Source organism: Vibrio sp. 10N.247.311.47 (assembly GCF_041467535.1).
GTDB classification, from domain to species: Bacteria; Pseudomonadota; Gammaproteobacteria; order Enterobacterales; family Vibrionaceae; genus Vibrio; species Vibrio crassostreae_C.
Genome location: NZ_JBFSUR010000015.1, coordinates 1 through 18,804, shown reverse-complemented (window position 1 = coordinate 18,804; position 18,804 = coordinate 1). Strand labels below are relative to the sequence as shown.

The following is an 18,804-nucleotide window of genomic DNA, read 5'->3' as shown; positions in this document are numbered from 1 at the left end:
CAAAAACTAATAGCCGAAAAACTGAGCCCATTGGCACCAAACATCTTGTAAGCCCAAGCGATCGCCCTTGCTGAACGATATCGCATGTCCAGGTTTTGCTTGCGCCAAGCGTGGTAAATCGATTCTGGCGACACATCCTATCTTCGGATAACCACCTATGGTCTGTCTATCATTAAGCAGCACGATAGGCTGTCCATCTTGTGGAATTTGAATCGCACCTAGGGCAATGCCTTCTGACAATAGCGAAATGTCAGGCGAGTCGACGGGTTCGCCACTGAGTCGATAACCCATCCGATTTGAGTTTTGGTCAACGTGATACTGCGCGTTATACAAAGTCTCTTTTGCTGACTCGGAGAATAGCTCGCTTTGATAGCCTTCAATCACTCGTAGGTTCACGGGTAGATTGTAATCAGGCGTGTATCGGAAGGTAACACTCAACGCTTTAAATGGATGAGAGAGTTGGTGTTGGGTAAAAGCGATTTGTTGCCCTTGCTGGCATGGCTCGCCATCTTGCGTTAATCCACCAATCTTTTCACGAGTGACTGTAGAGCAGCTATCAAGAGTTGATGGAACATCGAAACCGCCCTTAATGGCTAAATACGCCCTTAGACCATTTTTAGGCAAACCAAATGAGAGAACTTGCCCCTTAAAAGCTTGAAAAGTGCTCCAGTTAGCCTGTGGTTTACCATCGAGTTTCGCTTGTAAATCACCCCCGCATAGTGCCATCTCGCAATCAAAATCGATTCTCAACGCACATTGCCCAAGCGTGATTTCCAACGCCGCTTGGTTGACTGGGTTGCCCAATAGATGGTTAGCCCAGCTATAAGAGTAGTCATCAACCGGTCCACCTTGCGTTAATCCAAGATGAGCAACACCAAATCGCCCAAAGTCTTGAATCAAACTCAACGGGCCGGGCTTAATCACTGTCAGTGTTGGTTTAGTTTTTGTCTTAGCCATTTACGATGCCTCCACCCAACTCTACAAATTCTTTTTTTGAAATCGCTATGAAACGGACGGTATCACCAACATTAAGCAGAGACAGTGGTCTTTGCGTGATATCGGCGTTCTTCAACTGGCTATGATCGAACAACGGAAGTGGGCAATTGCCAATAATATTCCAACCGCCCGGTGAATCCGAAGGGTACACAGCTGTTTTCGTATCCGCGATGGCGATACTGCCTTTGGGCACAATTAAGCGGGGTGTGGAGTGACGGGGCAAGGCAAGCTCATTAACCACATCCGACATAAAGGCAAAGCCAGGCGTAAACCCAATCGCACTGACGCTGTATGTCTGTGAGGTGTGATGTTGAATTATCTGGTCGAGCGACAGGCCTTTGTTTTGATATCGGTCTAAATCGAGCGCCGTTTCTGGTGAGTAATAGGCAGGAAGCTCAATCGTATCGCGAGTTTTACTAACACTAGAAAAGGACGACAGAGCATGACTCAACAAATTATTGAGCTGTTCAATGAGCTGCTGTTCTGATATTCGATAAGGGAGGTAGTCGACCAATATTGTTTGGTAAGCCGGTGTCACATTCATCAACACCGATGCTAAGTTTTGGCGAATGGCATCGGAAAAGTGAGCTATGTATTGCGCATATTCGGCGCTAGATTGATTATTTGAAGGCGATAGCGTCAAGGTCACCAAAACGCTGCATTCCGCGATTGGCGCTATATTGTATTCAATCTGATTCGTCGTCATTTCGTTTCCATACGTTTGTTATCTTGCCTTTTTTAGCTTACTTGGCGTGTCTCACTTCCGTGTCCAAGCCAATACAAATCAATTAGATCTCACGAGCGATTAGACCATGCGTCATACCAATCACACGCTTCATACTAATTAAAAGCGTTGAGGTCTTGTCTGATTTTTCTAATTAATGCGATGGATTGAGGGTTATCACCATGAACACAGATAGTATCAGCTTCAATAGGCAGTCTTTCGCCCTCTAAAGTCGTAACCGAGCCATAGTTAATGATTTGCATAACTTGGTTATAGATATCGTCTTGATTGACGTAAACCGAGCCTTTTTGAGTACGTGGCGCTAATTGTCCGTTATTTAAATAAGCACGGTCGGCAAACGCTTCAAACAAGAGAGGCAAGTCATGGTCGTCAGCAATATCCAAATACTGTTGATTGTCTGATGAAGAGAGAATCATCAACGGGATGTTAAACTCAGCGACGGCTTGGGCTACCGCATTGAACACATCAATGTTTGCCATCATATCGTTATAAAGAGCGCCATGAGGTTTCACATAGCCAGCAGTGGTATGGTGATAGCGGCAAAGGGCTTGTAATGCACCGACTTGATAGCAAACCAGCTCACTGATTTCGTCCATGGTGTGTGGAATAGAACGGCGACCAAAACCAACGAGATCTTGATAACCGGGATGAGCACCAATTTGGGTGTGATAGTGCTGCGCCAGTTTTATCGTCTTGGACATAACGTGCGGATCAGACGCGTGGAAGCCACAAGCGATGTTTGCCATATCGACCCATTCCATGACCGACTCGTCATCGCCCATCTTCCAATTGCCGAAACTTTCTCCCATGTCGCAATTAAGCAAAATCTTCGTTGTCACGTGGTGCTAATCCTTTACGTTGAGGTAAGTAATGACGGTCTTATAAATACCATAAATAAACAGTGACCTAACTCAAACTTTCGACACCGTAGATTTACCAGTATGGCATTTCATATATAGTTGAACTATTGATTAAAGGATTAATATCTATCTGTATATTAGGTGAGCACATGATATCCCGCCAGGTTTGCTTAGGACTAGCATTAATGATACCTGTTTTTGTCTCTGCTCAAGAAAACTCTCTAGACCAGCTGATGTCGATGAGCCTTGAAGAGTTGTCTATGTTAGATGTCGAAATGGAAACGGCTTCGAAAGTGACACAAAAACTCACTGACATTCCCTCGTCGGTGTACGTACTTTCTAATGAGCGAATTCAGCGCAGTGGCGCGAAAACCATTGCAGAAGTCCTAACGCTTGTACCCGGACTCAAAGTCACCAAATTCAACGAAACCTCATGGTTTGTTTCAACACGCGGCTTTCATGATGGGTTATATAACAAGATGCTCGTGATGATGGATGGACGAAGCTTGTTTAGCCCAGTCTATGGCGGTACGTATTGGAGCGACGTTGATTATGTGCTTTCCGACATAGAACGCATCGAAGTACTAAAAGGCCCCGGCGGAACAATTTGGGGAGGTAACGCGGTTAATGGTGTTGTCAATATCATTACTAAGTCTGCCAATGATACGCAGGGGACTTATATCTCCGGTGTTGCGTCTAATACTGATAACTACGAATTTAGTGTTCGTCAGGGATTAAGCCTCAACGACAGTGTGAATGCTCGTGCCTTTTATAAATACCGAGAAGAACCAACATATCGCACAAATGAATCTGAAAAATGGAAAGCACAAACGGCAGGGATGGTGTTTCAGCCAAGTAATGCTGAAGAAAATTGGTCATTACGTATCGGTGGTGAGAAAAGCTTTTATGAGTCGGAATTGTATACGTTTCAATATGATAACTCAGGGTCGTTTGTCGGGGCACAAGCCAATGATTTCGATAACAAGAGCCAATCTGTTTACGTCCAATTCAACGACTCTCGCCATTTTGATGAAAGTTCGACACTCTCATATTCGTTATGGGGTGAATATAATGAGGATAATGCGCCAGACGCTCCGGGAAGCTATTCGACCCTCGATTTTGACTCTACTTATATCAACCAACTATCGGAAAGCCATCAGCTAACACTCGGTGGTGGCCTGCGATATATGTATCTTGATTTCTCCTCAAGCCAAGTTTCGGACGTGGATTGGTACAATCCCGATTACTACGGTCGAGCTTACAACATCCAATCTGCCAACGATTATATTGCGAACGCTTTTATACAGTCTCAAATTCAAATGACGGAAGCGCTGTCTATTACTCTTGGTGCCAAGGTTGAACACTTTACACAGAATGAATCAACTGAGTTTTCACCTCAATTGCGTGGTTTATATAAGTTCACCCAACGTCACTCCGTATGGGCGGGGCTTAGCCGTGCGGTCGTTGCACCATCTTATATGGATTCCAATTCCACCTATTATTTCAATAGTTACAATGCTGACTCAAACAACAGCTACCTAGATGTATATAAATCAAGCTCGAGTCTTGAAACAGAGAGTGTCGTAACGGCGGAAATGGGTTATCGCTACTCAAACAATTCAAATTTCGAACTCGATGCAACGATTTATCTGAGTGAACATGACAACCTTCGCTTTCACAGCTATGACCCGAATGATATCCCTGCGAATCATGTCTATGTCGGTGCGTTGTCTGATGATTATAAAGCAAAAACTTATGGCTTAGAGTTAGGCGCGAGTTACCAACTCACCGCAGATTTAGCCAGTTACCTGAGTTACGCCTATACGACATTGGAAGGTGAGAATAAAGGTGATGACCTGAAATCTAGTCCTCAAACGAGTGTTTATTACGATATTGATAATGAACATTTAGCCACGGCACAGTTGATGTGGAATATCACCGAAAGTTGGCAATTCGATGTGATAGGCCAGTACATTAATGTGAATTACCCAGACTATTGGGTAGCAGGCGATGGCACTCAATATAAATGGCAGTCTTACCCACATGAAATAACCTTTGATGCGCGTCTCGCATGGAAAAAATCGTCCGCAGCACCTTTAATTGAAGTGGTTGTTGAAAATATAGGTAAGAGTGACGGCTATCAAGCTGAATTCACATCTCAGAAAAGCGTCAATCAAGAATCGGTGTATGTGAGGATCTCTCATGAATTCTAAATGGCTTAAGCACCGCATTAAGCTCGGCTTATCTAAACTAGGCTTAGCGGCTTTAACGATGCTTATTGTGCCGTTGAACACCTCAGCTGCTAGCTTCAAACCTTATGAAGTGAAAGCGGTGTACCTTTTTAGAATTGCGAATTTTATACGTTGGAATGATGAAAGCTCAATGAACGCTGTGAACTTTTGTGTGATTGGCGATGAAAAGGTAAGCCAAGTGCTAACGTCAATTACCGAGGGGAAATCTATTCGTTCGCTCGCTATCCGAGTTCAACAGTCGATTACTTCTAAGTGTGATATTACGTATTTGTCTGACCGTAAAAATGACCAATTTCTTAGTCAAGAGCACTCGCCACATACTGTGACAATCAGTGATATCCCTAACTTTACGGACTTAGGTGGAATCATTGAACTCACGCACATCGATAATAAGCTCAAACCTAAGATCAATCTAGAGAACGCAAGGCGCGGTGACTACGTCATTGGCTCGAACCTGTTACGAATCGCTATAGTGGAGGGCCAATAATGTTGTCATTCATTAATAACATATCGATTAAAAACAAGCTGATATTACCCATTATCATCTTCATCGCAGTCACTTTTGTAACGATCCAATCGGTAAATTACACTGTCACGTTTGAGAGAGAGAAAGAGAGTCTTATTCAGCGTGTTAAAGTGCTAGCACAAGGTGTTGCTTATAACTTGCAAGCCGCGATTTTATTTGAAGACAAGTCATCGGCTCAGGAAATATTGTCAGCTTTCGTCGCAGATAAAGATATTGTTAGAGTGAAGCTCTATGACATCAACGAACAGCTTTTTGCCAGCTATCAGGTGAGCAACACTCTGGTTCCAAGGCCAAACGCAGAAGAATTAGACGATATCGCCGATCATCAATTTGCCATCTCTGAGCATTTCATCTTCTTGCTCGTTCCAGTGACACTGGATGGCGCAGTGATCGCGAACTTGAGAGTAACAATATCGAAAGAGACGTTTAATTCGATCTTAACGAATATTTTCAAGGTTGCGGTCGTCTACCTGTTGTTTCTGGTGATGTTAGGCGGAGTAGTGGTCAAATTGGTGCAACGCTTGATTATCGAACCGATGTTTGACCTCAATGAGGCGATGCAAGCCTTTGTTGAGCGTCGTTCGAAGCAGCCTAAATTAGTCGTAACGAACCGCGATGAAATCGGCGATCTGGTTCGAGCTTTCAATACCATGTTAGAAAGGCTTCAACATCGCGATAACCAAATCAATTTTACGTTAGACAAGTTACAAGAAGAAAAATCATTCGCAAATGAGGTAATTGAAACCGTTCAGCACTCTTTGTTGGTGGTGGATGAAAAAGGGCTCATTCTTCATGCGAACGCAGCTACTCGGGATATTTTTAAATGCTCGGAAGCCTTTCTTGAGAATTTGTTGATCCAAGAGTTGATCGCGACCAAGCAAACGGGTTACTTACAAGATGTTATTGATGCCAATATTGAACTTAATGACGAATTGCTGGAAACCACCGATCTCTTTCAATCAAAACGCTGGCTCCGTGTGAGCAGTCGTTCTTTGACAAAACATGGTCGTATTCTTTATGCAATCCAAGATGTCACCGACATAGAAACGGCCATGAGTCGCCAACGTATTGCTGCGGGTGTTTTCGAAAACAGTAAAGACGGCTTGATCGTGCTCAACTCATCCAATGTGATAACCATGGTTAACCCGGCGATCACACAACTTCTCGGTTATCACTCTGATCTGCTGGTGGGCAAAACACCATTTGAAGTATTTTCGTGGCAGCAATTTTCATCATTGATGCCGACAATTCGCAGTTCGTTAGACAACTATGGTCAATGGCAAGGCGAAGTGTGGGAGAAAAGCGCGTCCGGCACGTTAGTTCCAATGTTTGTCAAAGTGAATCGAATTGCCTCAGACAACGAGAAAGACGAGTTTGATATGGTATTAACGCTGTCTGATTTATCCAACGTTAAAGAGATGGAAAGACTCGAACACTTGGCTCATCACGATGCATTAACCGGGTTAGCGAATAGAGCGCAGCTGTATAAGGTTATGGATGATGTTGTCACGTCGAGCCACTATTCAAATCAGCATTTTGCGGTTATTTACTTGGATTTGGATGGCTTCAAAGAAGTGAATGACAACTATGGTCACGATGCGGGTGACGAAATCCTTAAAGAAGTGTCAAACCGGTTATTATCTCAGGTAAGAGCGGGGGATTTGGTTGCACGTTTGTCGGGTGATGAATTTGTTCTTATTATTAAACAGACAAACAAAGTCTTATTAGCGAAGTTAGCCGAGCGATTGTTGGATCTGATCGGGCAAGAAGTGAATTATAAACAGCGTTCACTTCATGTTGGGGCGAGCTTAGGTATCAATTTAGTTGATGGCTCAGAGCGTGATATTGACGTGATTCTAAAGGTTGCTGATGAGGCTATGTACCAAGCGAAACGCAAAGGAAAAGGTCAGTTTGTGTTCGCTCGTGAGGGTAAATAGGCACCGGTGTTTGTGAGCTCACCCTAAGTTGTTGTATCATAAGTGATAGGTTGAATATTTTTAATTAAAAGGTCTGCTAAGCATGAATGTTTTAGTTACAGGTGGCATGGGTTACATTGGTAGCCATACAAGTATCCAGATGATCAACGCAGGTATGACACCTGTACTTTTTGATAGCTTGTACAACAGCAAACCAAGCGTTCTAGAGCGCATCGAAAAAGTCTCGGGCGTTCGTCCCAACTTCATTGAAGGTGACGTTCGTGATAAAGCGCTTTTGACTGAAACTATGAAGCAACACAACATCGAAGCGGTTATCCATTTTGCTGGTCTGAAAGCCGTCGGAGAGTCTGTGGAAAAGCCTCTTGAATACTACGACAACAACGTAAACGGCACTTTAGTTCTTGTTGATGCAATGCGTGATGCGGGTGTAAAAACCTTGGTATTTAGCTCTTCAGCAACGGTATACGGTGATCCTGCAAGTGTGCCAATTACTGAAGACTTCCCAACAAGCGCTACCAACCCATATGGTCGTAGTAAACTAATGGTTGAAGAGTGTTTAACCGATTTCCAAAAAGCCAATCCTGATTGGAGCATTACACTGCTGCGTTACTTTAACCCTGTAGGTTCACATCCAAGTGGTGAGCTAGGTGAAGACCCGCAAGGTATCCCAAATAACCTAATGCCATTTGTCTCTCAAGTAGCAGTGGGCCGCCGTGAATTCCTATCTGTATTTGGTAGCGATTATCCAACAAAAGACGGGACTGGCGTTCGCGATTACATCCACGTAATGGATCTGTCTGATGGCCACATCGCAGCGCTTGAGAAAGTAGGGTGCAAAGACGGTCTTCATATCTACAACCTTGGTACGGGTAACGGTTCAAGTGTGTTAGACATGGTTAAAGCATTCGAACAAGCAAGCGGTAAAGAGATCCCTTACAAGCTAGTTGAACGCCGTCCTGGTGACATCGCAGAGTGTTGGGCAGATCCAGCTAAAGCTCAGAAAGAACTGGGCTGGAATGCAAGCCGCACATTGGCTGAAATGACCGAAGATACATGGCGCTGGCAGTCAACAAACCCGAATGGATTCCCTGGTTAACCTAGTGGTTTCGTGAATGATTCAAAAATTAAAAGATGCTTTCGGGCATCTTTTTTGATCTTAATCGAATAAAAAGTAAATTAGTGGTTAAAAAGTATCATTCTGTATCCGCTGTGTTATTATGCTCGCGAATTATATGTTTAATGTTAATTTTCTTTGGAGTTAATCATGGAACTAGGCCTAATCATCACTTTCATCGTTGCTGCTGCAGTAATGGTTAAAAAAGAGATGGCAGAGAAGTAATTTCACTTATTACCTTTTTTATACAATTTTTTAGTGAAATAAATTAAAAGCCAGCAATTAAGCTGGCTTTTTAGTTTCTGCTGTATCAGATTCTGTCGTTAAGTTTTCTAACGAGTTAGAATTCGTATTTAGCTGAAATACCGTAGTTTCTTTCCGCTTGAGTGTTCTCTTTGTAAAGTTCATCATCACCGCGAATATCATTCCAACGGTAGTACTCTTCGTTAGTTAAGTTGAACACACCACCACGAATCGTCAGATCCTTCATTGGTTTGTAGTAAGCTGTTAAATCAACAACTGTTGCGCTTGGAAGCTCAGCCTGGCCTGCGTTACCGCCACTTTCGTCATCGAAGTTGATGTCTGAACCAGATTTGTCAGCTGTGTAGTTTAACTTAACGCTAGTACCCCAATTTTGGTTTGGCGCATCATAGTTAAGACCTAACACCGCATTCCAAGGGTTAACACTATTTAGTGCATTTCCGTTTCCGTCCTCACCCTCTGTGTATGAAGCTACGAAGTGAGTTGAAATACCCTTAGGCGCACCAACCAAGACATCCCAAAGTAACGTGTTCGAGAATTCAATCCCCTTTATCGTTGCCGAATCCAAGTTAACGTTAGAATAGTGCGTTGTTCCACCAACCTTTTTCGTAACCACTGTCTCGATAAAGTCATCGTAGTCACTGTAGTAGGCCGCGATTTCAGATGATGAAGCTTGAGTGTTGTGACGATAGCCTAGCTCGTATGAAATACTGGTTTCTGATTTAAGATCTGGATTTGGATCATTTACGTACCCATGTCCAGGGTTATCATATGTATAGTAAAGTTCATCAAAAGAAGGGGCTCTAAAGCCTTGGCTAATTTGGCCAAAAATAGTGCCTGTATCTGTAAGTTTGTATGTTGAACCTAAACGACCAGTTACCGCAGAATCTGAGAAATCACTCAACGTCTCAGTGGTGTTGTTACCAGGATCAGTTGAGAAATAGTCAAAGCGTACACCAGGGGTAACAATAAGTTTGTCATTCACTAAGCTAATTTCGTCTTGAATAAACAAGCCAAATTTTTGCTCCTTAGCATCTGGAGTATATACATAAAGTTGGTTATCAGTAGCAGGATCAGAGTTATACTCCATATTGGTGTTGCTGATGTCACTATGTGTATAAGTTGCACCATACACTAGGTAATGGTTGTTAATTTCTTTATCTAGCTGAGTCTCGATTTCAAGCTTATCTTCAGTGTACTCGTAGTCTTTTGTTTGTAAGTTGTCGTTGTTAGCTGGTACCCAAGGTGGCATACCTGGGCCTGCAGGTTTAAAGCGCTTAGTTACACCATTCTCTTCTTTAGAAATGTACGATACTTTACTCGTTACAGTATCGGCAATTGTGCCATCAGCGAACCAAATGTGCTTAATAGCGAATCGATTTTGCGTTGTGTCATCAGCACCTGTATAGCTATCGTAGCTTGAGTGGTAGATGTCAGAGTCTGAAGTATCTTTGATTAGCTCAGCTAAAAACTCGATACGATGACTTTCGTTTAACTGATATTGCAACTTAACCAAAAGATTATCTGCTGAAGTATCTTGACCTTCTACAGCGTAGTTCTCTAAGTCGTTAGGGTTACGGAAGTTTTGCAACTCTTCACCATCTCGACGAGTGTAGGCTACCAATGTTTCTAGGTCATCGAATCGATTAGCTAATGCAACGTGCTCACTGAAAGAGTTATCTTCTGAAGAGTAAGACAGTTTCGCTTGACCGCCAAAGTCTTCTCCATCTTTTAAGAAATCAGAAGGGTCTTTAGTTTCAAAGGCGACAACACCACCAATAGCGTCGCTTCCGTGTAAACTTGAAGCCGCACCTTTGATAATTTCGACACTTTTCAGCATATCGGGATCGATTGAAATACCGCTAGAGTTAATAAATGCGTAAGGGCCACCATCAAATGAACCTGGTTGCGATGAGCCATCCACTAAAATCTTTACGCGCTTACCTTCCATGCCACGAATGTTGATGGTTTGTGCACCTTGTCGAGAGCTCGAGTTCATCGTTACACCTGGAGTGTATTCGAAGATTTCGTTAACATTTTTTGCCATGTTCTCTTCGATTTGCTCATCGGAGATGACTGCAACAGAAGCCGCTGTATTGATAAGTGTTTGATTCGTGCGCGTCGAGGATACAACAACCTCATCAAATAGGGCATAATCTTCAGCAAAGGCTGACGTTGATGAAAGCGCTAAAACGATTGAAGCAGAGAGTAGGGATTGCTTATACATCTGATAGTTACCTTAGTTCCATAGTATTATCTTGATTTGCGAAGATGATATTGGATCTAAATGATAATTACTATTATTTGCATTTAATTAATTTTCAACTTTATCAACTAATTCATAATTAATGCTCTTAATCACTTGTATTAAAAAGACTTATTCAGTTCCATTCATTTTGTGAATGCTTCTGTTTTTGTGATGTAAGTCTCAATTTATAGTAGGAAAGCTATGCATAGCCCAATAACACTTGAAGCATTAAACATACTAGATGCTATCGATCGTCGTGGAAGTTTCGCCGCAGCAGCGAATGAAATGGACCGAGCGCCATCATCATTGAGTTACCAAATTCAGAAGTTGGAGCAAGATCTAGACATCATGATTTTTGATCGGTCTGGGCATCGTGCAAATTTCACGGAAGCGGGGCAGTTAATACTAGAACAAGGCAGGATAATTCTTGGTGCGACTGAACAACTCGTTAACGATGCGAGTATTCTTGCTAATGGTTGGGAGCTAGATCTAACTATCGCCTTTGATGGCATTATTCCGATTAGTAATTTTTTCTCACTGGTTGATGAACTAGGTAAAATCAGTAAAACACGCGTTCGTTTGCAAGAGGAAATCTTAGCGGGTTGTTGGGAATCTCTGGCCGATGGCCGAGCTGACTTACTTGTGTGCCCAAAGCTTGATACGATTCCAAACGACATTAAAAGTGACGTAATAGGTAAAATAGAAATGGTTTGGGTGGCAGCATCAAACCATTATGTTCACAAGCGTTCTGGTGAATTCGATCAGAAGGCGAGAGAAAGTTACAGGGTTATTGCCATTGCAGACACCGCACGCGATCAGCCAGCACTAAGCATCAATATTCTAGAGAAACAGCCTCGTTTAACCGTGACAAGCTTTCCTGCGAAAGTAGAGGCTTTGACATCAGGACTAGGGATTGGCACCTTACCGAATAGTGTCGCTAAACCTTTGATTGAATCTGGCGTACTACAGCAGATCTCCGGTACAGAACCACAACCGATCGATATTGTTATGGCTTGGCGACGCAACAAAATGGGCGACGCCAAGTCTTGGTGTATCCAACATCTTAAAAAGACATGGGCGTTAAAGTAACGGTAACACCATATCTGCAGTACCATCTTCAAAACTGATATCTAGCTTAAAACCGAGCTTTTGAGCTAGTGTCAGCATCCCTCTATTGGTTGGCATCGTCATACCCGACATCTGCTTGGTCTGCTTCGCACGGCAGTAATCGATAACCTTGGTCATAAGAATGCGACCTAGACCAACACCTTTAAGGTCAGAACGAATCAATATTGCGAATTCGGCGTCTGTGTTCTCAGGGTTAATCAGCGCACGGGACACGCCGATGATCGCTGGAACGCCTTGTTCCTCGCGAACGACCACAAAGGCGATTTCTCTATCGAAATCAATTTGAGTGAAATTCGCCAACGCCTCATGATTGAATTCACCGACATCACTAAAGAAACGCTTATACAGATCCTCTTTAGACACACGGTTAATGAAGTCAGCATGAAGCGGTTCATCTTCGGGAAGAATAGGGCGTAACAACACTTCGGTTCCATCTTTTAGCTGGATACGTTCTTCAAGCTCGACCGGATAAGGGCGAATCGCAAGACGTTCCTGTGGATCGCCTTCGTACGCTTTCAAGATGATATCGGCATCTAATATCGTGAACTTGTCACCATTGGCCAGTACTGGATGGATATCCAAATCATGTATTTCAGGGCAATCCACTACCATTTGCGATATACGTACCAATAACTCAGACAAACCTTCTATATCGATGGGGTTAGGGAGTTTTTGTAGACGAATCTTGCCGCTTTTTATCGCTCGAATAATCAAGTAACGCGCCAGTGTTATGTTGAGCGGTGGAAAAGCAGCTGCGGCATCAATCGACTCATCCCACTCCGAACCACCTTGTCCAAGTAATATGATTGGGCCGAAGGTTTCGTCTGTTGTAACCTTAATACGCAACTCTTGGCCGCCCGCGAGCTTAGCCATACCTTGAATTAACAAGCCATGGATGTTTGCTGTAGGGAAGGATAATTGAGAACGATCGAGAATTGCCTGAGCCGCATTGGCAACTTCACTGCTGTTTCGCAAATTGAGCATCACGCCTTGTACGTCTGACTTATGTGCAATATCCGGCGAACGTAATTTTACTGCGACGGGATAACCGATCGTTTCAGCGATGTGTACCGCTTCACTTGGGTCAGAAGCGATCCAAGTTGGTAACACATCGAGGTTGAAGCTCTTGAAAAACTGACTGTTTTGGTGAGTATCAAGGCTAACTGTATCTTTATCCAGTAGTTTTCTTTCTATCCAACCTTTCGCATCTGCTAGATCTTCAATGTGTACTTTTTCTGCAGTGGTCGGCGTTTCCATTAACTGACGTTGGTTACGTCTGTACTCGACTAAGTGCATGAATGCGACCACAGAGCTTTCAGGGGTCCGATAAGTTGGGAAACCCGCTTCGGTAAACAGCTTTCGTGCGGGCCTTGCTGTTAGCTCACCAGACCAATTCGTCAGGATGTTAAAGCGCTTGTGGCGAGGGTGCTTCTTAATCGCTTCAATAATTCGTTCTGCCGTTTTAGCGGAATGTGCGACCGCTGAAGGGCTGTGCATGATAAGAATCGCGTCTGCTTCATCGCCATCGAGTAAGATGTTTATAGTGTCGATATAACGTTGATCACCAGCGTCGCCGACAATATCGATAGGATTGCTATGAGACCAACTCGATGGCAAAACCTTGTTCAACTTATCAAGTGTCTCTTCTGAAAACTCTGCGAGCTTACCACCGCGGTCAAATAGGGTGTCCACAGCCATAATCGCAGGGCCGCCACCATTAGTAACAATAGCCAAGCGCTCGCCTCGCAATGGTACTGAATGAGTCAGTGTTTCTACCGCAGCAAACAGTTCATGTAAGTTCTTAACTCGTAGCATGCCGCTGCGTCGGATTGCGGAATCATAAATAATATCTAATGTGTCGGCACCGCCAGTGTGAGCCATTGCTGCGGCTCTGCCTTTCGCCGTTCGACCGCCTTTCAACACCAAAATTCGTCGGTTACGCGAAGCCGCACGCGCTGCAGAAATAAAGCGCCTCGCATCAGTAATGCTGTCTACATAAAGCAATATCGCTTCGGTGTGAGAGTCGGTACTGAGATAATCCAATAACTCCGAGAATTCGATATCGCTACCATTGCCTATAGAGATAAACGCCGAAAAACCGATCTCTTTGTCATTAGCCCAATCGAGAATAGTGGTACACACAGCTGCCGACTGAGAAACAAAGGCGATCTTACCGGGTAATGCTGTCACTGGAGAGAATGAGGCGTTCAAATTTAACCAAGGGACAATCACCCCCAAACTATTGGAACCCAACACTCGAATGTTGTGCTTTTTGGCAATCGCTAGGCATCGTTCATCATACGTCTCACCATTATCGCTTTCTTGCTGCATGTCTGAAGAAAGCACAATGACAGAGGCTATACCTTTCTCAGCCAGTTCTTCAAAAATAGCGACATTATGGGTCGCATTGGTACACAAGATTGCGAGGTCAGGAACAATCGGTAACGACAAAATGTTCTTGTAAGAAAGCACACCGGCCACTGAATCATATTTCGGCGTAACCGGCATCACCGCACCTTTAAAATCCCCATGCAACAAATTGTTCATAACAATATATCCTGCGCGTGTTTCTCGTTGAGAAGCACCAACAACAGCGATTGAACGGGGTTTAAGTAGGGGATCAAGATGATTCATAGACATATCCTAGCAATGCACGTAAGTTCATCGTAACTTACTTTGCACTCACAGGTTGATGGCAAATTCACCGAATTCAGATGAATAAGCAAACACTGCATAAAGTTTGTGAAATAGGTCACCCACTAATGGTGTATAATCCCAAAGTTAACTTGATTCTAAACCGACGTATCGGCATGATTTATAGTAATTATTATTAAGGATATAGAGCTTTCCATGAAAAAATTTGCAATTGTGACTTTGCCACTGCTCTTGGCTGCGTGTGTATCTGACGACTACGTTACCAATGTCACTTCAGATAGTTATCAAGAAGAGTACAAGACGGCCAAAGTTGAAGCTCCAGTTGTATCTCAATCTGAGCAAACAGGCGTTGTTGAAGAAAACGTTGTCAACGTGATCAGAACTGAACCTGTTGAACAGAAAGTCACTCAAACGACTAAAGCTAAGCCAGTTGCAGTAGTGACAGGACCAACGAAGAAACAACAAGACATGAACCAGCGTTTTGGTTACACAGTTCAAGTTGTTGCTGTTGGCAGCCAAAGTAAAGTCGATTCTTTCGTGAAAATGCTACCTACGACTTCTCAGCCAGTTTGGGAAAACTACAAAATGGTTAACGGCACTAAGTGGTTCACGGTACTTTATGGTGACTACGCAACACGCTTAGAAGCTAAAAAGGCAATCTCAACACTGCCGAACACTTTCCAAAACTTGAAGCCGTTCGTTAAGAGCATTGATGACATCAAGAACTCTGAATACCCAACGCTTAACAAGTTGAACTAAGTTTTGATTCATAAAGAAGGGGCAAATGCTCCTTCTTTTGTTTTAAGACTCGCTGTTTTGTTTAATAGTTAATCGCTCGATCTTTCGAACGCAATTTTAACAATCAAAACACTGTACCTATCTCGACTTTTGTTTATCATTGAAGTCAGTACTCCTAGTTTCAAGGACCGAATTTACCCATGAACACCACAAACATCCTTCTACTTTGCGGCGGTGGATCTTCAGAGCATGAAGTATCTTTAGTTTCAGCCAATTACCTTTTTGAACAACTTAATAGCGTTGCAGATTTTAACGTTGTAAGAGTTGAAATTAAGAACGAAGGCTGGTGTCTTGATTCAGGTGAATTGGTTTATCTTGATATTAACGACCAAACCTTACGCGGTGACAATTTAGCATCTAAAGTCGATTTCATTGTGCCTTGCATACACGGTTTCCCAGGTGAAACAGGTGACATTCAATCACTGTTTGAAATGGCTAAAATTCCATACCTAGGTTGTGGTCCAGAAGCAAGCAACAACAGCTTTAACAAAATCACGTCAAAGCTTTGGTACGACGCACTTGGTATTCCAAACACGCCGTACCTGTTCTTATCAGACAACAATGATCAAGCTCACTCACAAGCAACTCAAGCATTTGAAAAGTGGGGTAAAGTGTTTGTGAAAGCGGCTCGTCAAGGTTCTTCTGTAGGTTGTTACCAAGTTAACCAAGTAGAAGATTTAAGCGAGGCTATCAACAAGGCGTTCACTTTCTCGGACCAAGTATTGGTTGAGAAATCAGTGGTGCCTAGAGAGCTAGAAATTGCTGCTTATGAAATCGATGGCGAGCTACACATCAGCAAGCCGGGTGAGGTGATTGCACCGAATGGCGCATTTTACTCTTACGAAGAGAAGTACAGTGCAGACAGCCACTCGATCACTGAAGTTGAAGCAAGTAATTTAACTGACGAACAGCGTGAATTGATTGCAGACAGCGCACGAAAAGTCTTCACCCAGATGAAGCTTCGTCACTTGTCTCGTATCGACTTCTTTTTAACGCAAGACAACGAGATCTACCTGAACGAAGTCAACACCTTCCCAGGTATGACGCCAATCTCCATGTTCCCTAAAATGGTTGAGCATGACGGCCACAAATTCAGCCAGTTCTTAGAAAACTGCGTGAGAACAAGCCTTTCTTAGGTTTCTAACTCGTTTTCGTTCACTTAGAGCTGAACCCAAAAGTGCCTTAAGCTTTCGCCAAGGCACTTTTTGTTTTTAAAGCTAGCCGTTTTTTACGAATCTATCATTTAGCCACAACTTATATCCAAGTAACAATATCCAAGTAATTACGAACCGTTTATTGCCAAGGTATTAGCGCCTTAAACTTCATCTTCTCACTCTCAGCCGTTCCCGTGAAACCCACATATTGGGCTGGCATGGCAGGGCTAAGCCAGCGACCAAAGTCCTGAATCTCTCTAACCTTAAGACCTTGTTTCGACAACTCTTGTGCAGCACCAACACGAATCGAATTTCCAGAGAAATGGTGATTTTCTGGCAGTTGAAGTAAGTCGCTAGCTCTTCTCAATATCCTATAGATGGACGAATCATCTAAAGGCTGCAAACCAATATTCTCATGCTTGTCTATCGCACGAAATACTGGCAAGTCATCTTGTATACCAGTAAACGAAAGCCAACGTTGAAGTGCAACACTGGCTATTTGTGACAACTGATAAGCCGAATCTTTGACTGTTACTTGGTAATGCTCTTCAACGTACTCAACATCACTCATCGATAACAACTTAAGCTCTGAGCGCTTTAAAGCACACTCGAACATCACGTTATAAATAGCAATGTCTCTGATCTCTTTCAGGTTTGCTTTCTCATGGGAGAGTAACGTATTCAAATCAGTGAGATGCACAGATGTCATAGCATTGGTTTGTTTAGCGTCACCGGCCATTTGAGATTGTAAGTGGAGTAGGGTAAAGCGAACTTGCCTGTGCTTGATCGGGTTAGCAAAGCTCAACACAGTATGTAACATGCTAAGCGTTGCAGTGTAACGTTTTAGCGATGCGTATTTTCTATCGTTAGACTCCGTTTCAAGAAAACGACGAACAGCGGTTATAGATGCGGGAAGTGTGTTAATACGATGTTTGGTACAGAACGCATGATAGCGATTCCAATCACTGTAAATGCCCAACAGTGAATTGCGAGAGTATTGAAATCCTGTCAACTCATCTATAATTTCTATTGTCGCGTTGCTGTTTAATTTTTCAACAAATGAATTAATTATCACAGAGTCAGTTAAAATAGGGACTTTTTTTCTCAAATTACCATACCTCGACAGGTGTTTTTACCATATTATGCTTGATATCATTATTAGTATACTTATGATTAATGCAGTGAAAACAGAAAGATGATTAATAGATATGGCTAATTCAATTTACCGAAGCGTCCATCTTCAATCGATAGATGCTAACAACACAGTTTGGCGTGCTAAGTTAAAAAACAACGTTATTCAGGGCAACCTAGCTGCCGTGAAAAAGAGTATTGATTGGTGGATTGATACCGCATCTATTATTGATCCAAAAGAATTCATGTCATTAAATAAGTCGAGAGGAACTGGTGGCTCGACTGAAAACTTCAACGGCTACCAAATCAAGAATGACACCGGTGAGCCTAATGCGTGGTATTGCATGTTTAACGGTCGCTTAATCAAAGGCGGCAAGGTTGCAATCCAACGCCATATAGAAGCTTACTTACTCGCAAAACAAAAAGCAGAGCAACAAAAGAAGTAAATTATGAGCCTAGTATATTCAACAGAAACAGGTCGCATTAAGCCTGAAGAAGAGAAAGTCCAACGTCCTAAAGGCGATGGTATCGTTCGAATCCAAAAAGAAACCAAAGGCCGTAAAGGCAAAGGCGTTTCTGTCGTAACTGGCTTAGACCTAGATGACGCACCATTAAAACTAATGGCAGCAGAACTCAAGAAAGTTTGCGGCTGCGGTGGCTCAGTAAAAGATGGCAACATCGAAATTCAAGGTGACGCGCGCGACAAGATCAAAACGCACCTTGAAAAGAAAGGCTACAAAGTCAAATTTGCTGGCGGTTAATCTCTAACTAATACCAGGGTTAAAATCGAAGATTATTATCACTGGTTATTAGGTATTTTATGGTAAATAGCCAGTATGGTTAAATACACAGTATAAATTAGAGAATATCGGCACAATACAAAGGCAGGGCACCACACAAAGATACCTGCCTTATAAACATCAAAACCCATTTAACATAACGTACATAATACGCACTTAGGCTAGTTTGATTTTGAGGGGCTTTCTAGGCTCATACAGA

At 42.9% G+C, this 18,804-nt stretch carries 15 protein-coding genes; 9 read left to right on the top strand and 6 right to left on the bottom strand.

All coding sequences use genetic code 11. From position 1 onward, the window contains the following. Window positions 1–6: 6 nt before the first annotated feature. The 3 genes from AB6E51_RS11720 to AB6E51_RS11710 all read right to left on the bottom strand — a co-directional run bounded on the left by AB6E51_RS11720 (window position 7) and on the right by AB6E51_RS11710 (window position 2,580). Window positions 7–957 carry a biotin-dependent carboxyltransferase family protein gene (locus AB6E51_RS11720; RefSeq protein ID WP_372058323.1) on the bottom strand — a complete coding sequence of 317 codons (951 nt, stop codon included), beginning with the start codon at window positions 955–957 and terminating at the stop codon, window positions 7–9. Further along, window positions 950–1,702 (bottom strand): allophanate hydrolase subunit 1, encoded by a 753-nt coding sequence (locus AB6E51_RS11715; RefSeq protein WP_372058325.1) that lies wholly within the window; start codon window positions 1,700–1,702, stop codon window positions 950–952. The genes AB6E51_RS11720 and AB6E51_RS11715 overlap by 8 nt, the downstream gene beginning before the upstream one ends. A gap of 134 nt (window positions 1,703–1,836) precedes the next feature. Further along, window positions 1,837–2,580, bottom strand: coding sequence for a 5-oxoprolinase subunit PxpA (locus tag AB6E51_RS11710; protein WP_372058327.1), 744 nt, complete (start codon window positions 2,578–2,580; stop codon window positions 1,837–1,839). 170 nt (window positions 2,581–2,750) lie between these two features. Between AB6E51_RS11710 and AB6E51_RS11705 the strand changes: the two genes are divergently transcribed. The 4 genes from AB6E51_RS11705 to galE all read left to right on the top strand — a co-directional run bounded on the left by AB6E51_RS11705 (window position 2,751) and on the right by galE (window position 8,412). After that, window positions 2,751–4,814, top strand: coding sequence for a TonB-dependent receptor plug domain-containing protein (locus AB6E51_RS11705; protein ID WP_372058329.1), 2,064 nt, complete (start codon window positions 2,751–2,753; stop codon window positions 4,812–4,814). Further along, window positions 4,804–5,340 carry a YfiR family protein gene (locus tag AB6E51_RS11700; protein ID WP_017060086.1) on the top strand — a complete coding sequence of 179 codons (537 nt, stop codon included), beginning with the start codon at window positions 4,804–4,806 and terminating at the stop codon, window positions 5,338–5,340. The genes AB6E51_RS11705 and AB6E51_RS11700 overlap by 11 nt, the downstream gene beginning before the upstream one ends. Next, the gene (locus AB6E51_RS11695; RefSeq protein WP_065584959.1) at window positions 5,340–7,316 is read left to right on the top strand and encodes a diguanylate cyclase domain-containing protein; all 1,977 of its coding nucleotides are present in this window, start codon (window positions 5,340–5,342) and stop codon (window positions 7,314–7,316) included. Before AB6E51_RS11700 ends, AB6E51_RS11695 begins: the two co-directional genes overlap by 1 nt. Before the next feature lie 82 nt (window positions 7,317–7,398). Further along, on the top strand, window positions 7,399–8,412 hold the full coding sequence (galE, locus tag AB6E51_RS11690; protein WP_017060088.1) for a UDP-glucose 4-epimerase GalE: 1,014 nt from the start codon (window positions 7,399–7,401) through the stop codon (window positions 8,410–8,412). A 358-nt stretch (window positions 8,413–8,770) separates the two neighbouring features. Here the strand turns inward: galE and AB6E51_RS11685 are convergent, their stop codons facing one another. Then, window positions 8,771–10,918 carry a TonB-dependent hemoglobin/transferrin/lactoferrin family receptor gene (locus AB6E51_RS11685; protein WP_010429656.1) on the bottom strand — a complete coding sequence of 716 codons (2,148 nt, stop codon included), beginning with the start codon at window positions 10,916–10,918 and terminating at the stop codon, window positions 8,771–8,773. 222 nt (window positions 10,919–11,140) lie between these two features. Here AB6E51_RS11685 and AB6E51_RS11680 point away from each other — a divergent pair, with 222 nt between their 5' ends. Then, the gene (locus tag AB6E51_RS11680) at window positions 11,141–12,028 is read left to right on the top strand and encodes a LysR family transcriptional regulator (RefSeq protein WP_372058331.1); all 888 of its coding nucleotides are present in this window, start codon (window positions 11,141–11,143) and stop codon (window positions 12,026–12,028) included. On the opposite strand, the gene AB6E51_RS11675 is transcribed toward AB6E51_RS11680, so the two are convergent. Further along, the gene (locus AB6E51_RS11675; RefSeq protein WP_017064586.1) at window positions 12,020–14,701 is read right to left on the bottom strand and encodes a bifunctional acetate--CoA ligase family protein/GNAT family N-acetyltransferase; all 2,682 of its coding nucleotides are present in this window, start codon (window positions 14,699–14,701) and stop codon (window positions 12,020–12,022) included. The genes AB6E51_RS11680 and AB6E51_RS11675 overlap by 9 nt on opposite strands. A 216-nt stretch (window positions 14,702–14,917) precedes the next feature. Between AB6E51_RS11675 and AB6E51_RS11670 the strand changes: the two genes are divergently transcribed. Beyond that, on the top strand, window positions 14,918–15,481 hold the full coding sequence (locus tag AB6E51_RS11670) for an SPOR domain-containing protein (protein ID WP_017064585.1): 564 nt from the start codon (window positions 14,918–14,920) through the stop codon (window positions 15,479–15,481). Window positions 15,482–15,660: 179 nt separating this feature from the next. Beyond that, complete coding sequence (locus tag AB6E51_RS11665) at window positions 15,661–16,656, top strand: D-alanine--D-alanine ligase (RefSeq protein ID WP_017064584.1); 996 nt, start codon at window positions 15,661–15,663, stop codon at window positions 16,654–16,656. A 157-nt stretch (window positions 16,657–16,813) separates the two neighbouring features. On the opposite strand, the gene AB6E51_RS11660 is transcribed toward AB6E51_RS11665, so the two are convergent. Further along, window positions 16,814–17,782 carry a tyrosine-type recombinase/integrase gene (locus AB6E51_RS11660; RefSeq protein ID WP_372058332.1) on the bottom strand — a complete coding sequence of 323 codons (969 nt, stop codon included), beginning with the start codon at window positions 17,780–17,782 and terminating at the stop codon, window positions 16,814–16,816. Window positions 17,783–17,882: 100 nt separating this feature from the next. Between AB6E51_RS11660 and AB6E51_RS11655 the strand changes: the two genes are divergently transcribed. After that, window positions 17,883–18,251 (top strand): DUF3319 domain-containing protein, encoded by a 369-nt coding sequence (locus tag AB6E51_RS11655; RefSeq protein ID WP_017060095.1) that lies wholly within the window; start codon window positions 17,883–17,885, stop codon window positions 18,249–18,251. 3 nt (window positions 18,252–18,254) lie between these two features. Further along, window positions 18,255–18,566 (top strand): stress response translation initiation inhibitor YciH, encoded by a 312-nt coding sequence (yciH, locus tag AB6E51_RS11650; RefSeq protein WP_372058333.1) that lies wholly within the window; start codon window positions 18,255–18,257, stop codon window positions 18,564–18,566. Window positions 18,567–18,804: the final 238 nt, after the last annotated feature.

Bases quoted from the DNA above. Each gene is read 5' to 3' on its own strand.
- AB6E51_RS11675 (WP_017064586.1), bottom strand. From the start codon at position 14,701: ATGAATCATCTTGATCCCCTACTTAAACCCCGTTCAATCGCTGTTGTT.
- AB6E51_RS11695 (WP_065584959.1), top strand. From the start codon at position 5,340: ATGTTGTCATTCATTAATAACATATCGATTAAAAACAAGCTGATATTA.
- AB6E51_RS11655 (WP_017060095.1), top strand. From the start codon at position 17,883: ATGGCTAATTCAATTTACCGAAGCGTCCATCTTCAATCGATAGATGCT.
- AB6E51_RS11700 (WP_017060086.1), top strand. From the start codon at position 4,804: ATGAATTCTAAATGGCTTAAGCACCGCATTAAGCTCGGCTTATCTAAA.
- AB6E51_RS11715 (WP_372058325.1), bottom strand. From the start codon at position 1,702: ATGACGACGAATCAGATTGAATACAATATAGCGCCAATCGCGGAATGC.
- AB6E51_RS11670 (WP_017064585.1), top strand. From the start codon at position 14,918: ATGAAAAAATTTGCAATTGTGACTTTGCCACTGCTCTTGGCTGCGTGT.
- galE (WP_017060088.1), top strand. From the start codon at position 7,399: ATGAATGTTTTAGTTACAGGTGGCATGGGTTACATTGGTAGCCATACA.
- yciH (WP_372058333.1), top strand. From the start codon at position 18,255: ATGAGCCTAGTATATTCAACAGAAACAGGTCGCATTAAGCCTGAAGAA.
- AB6E51_RS11685 (WP_010429656.1), bottom strand. From the start codon at position 10,918: ATGTATAAGCAATCCCTACTCTCTGCTTCAATCGTTTTAGCGCTTTCA.
- AB6E51_RS11705 (WP_372058329.1), top strand. From the start codon at position 2,751: ATGATATCCCGCCAGGTTTGCTTAGGACTAGCATTAATGATACCTGTT.
- AB6E51_RS11720 (WP_372058323.1), bottom strand. From the start codon at position 957: ATGGCTAAGACAAAAACTAAACCAACACTGACAGTGATTAAGCCCGGC.
- AB6E51_RS11680 (WP_372058331.1), top strand. From the start codon at position 11,141: ATGCATAGCCCAATAACACTTGAAGCATTAAACATACTAGATGCTATC.
- AB6E51_RS11665 (WP_017064584.1), top strand. From the start codon at position 15,661: ATGAACACCACAAACATCCTTCTACTTTGCGGCGGTGGATCTTCAGAG.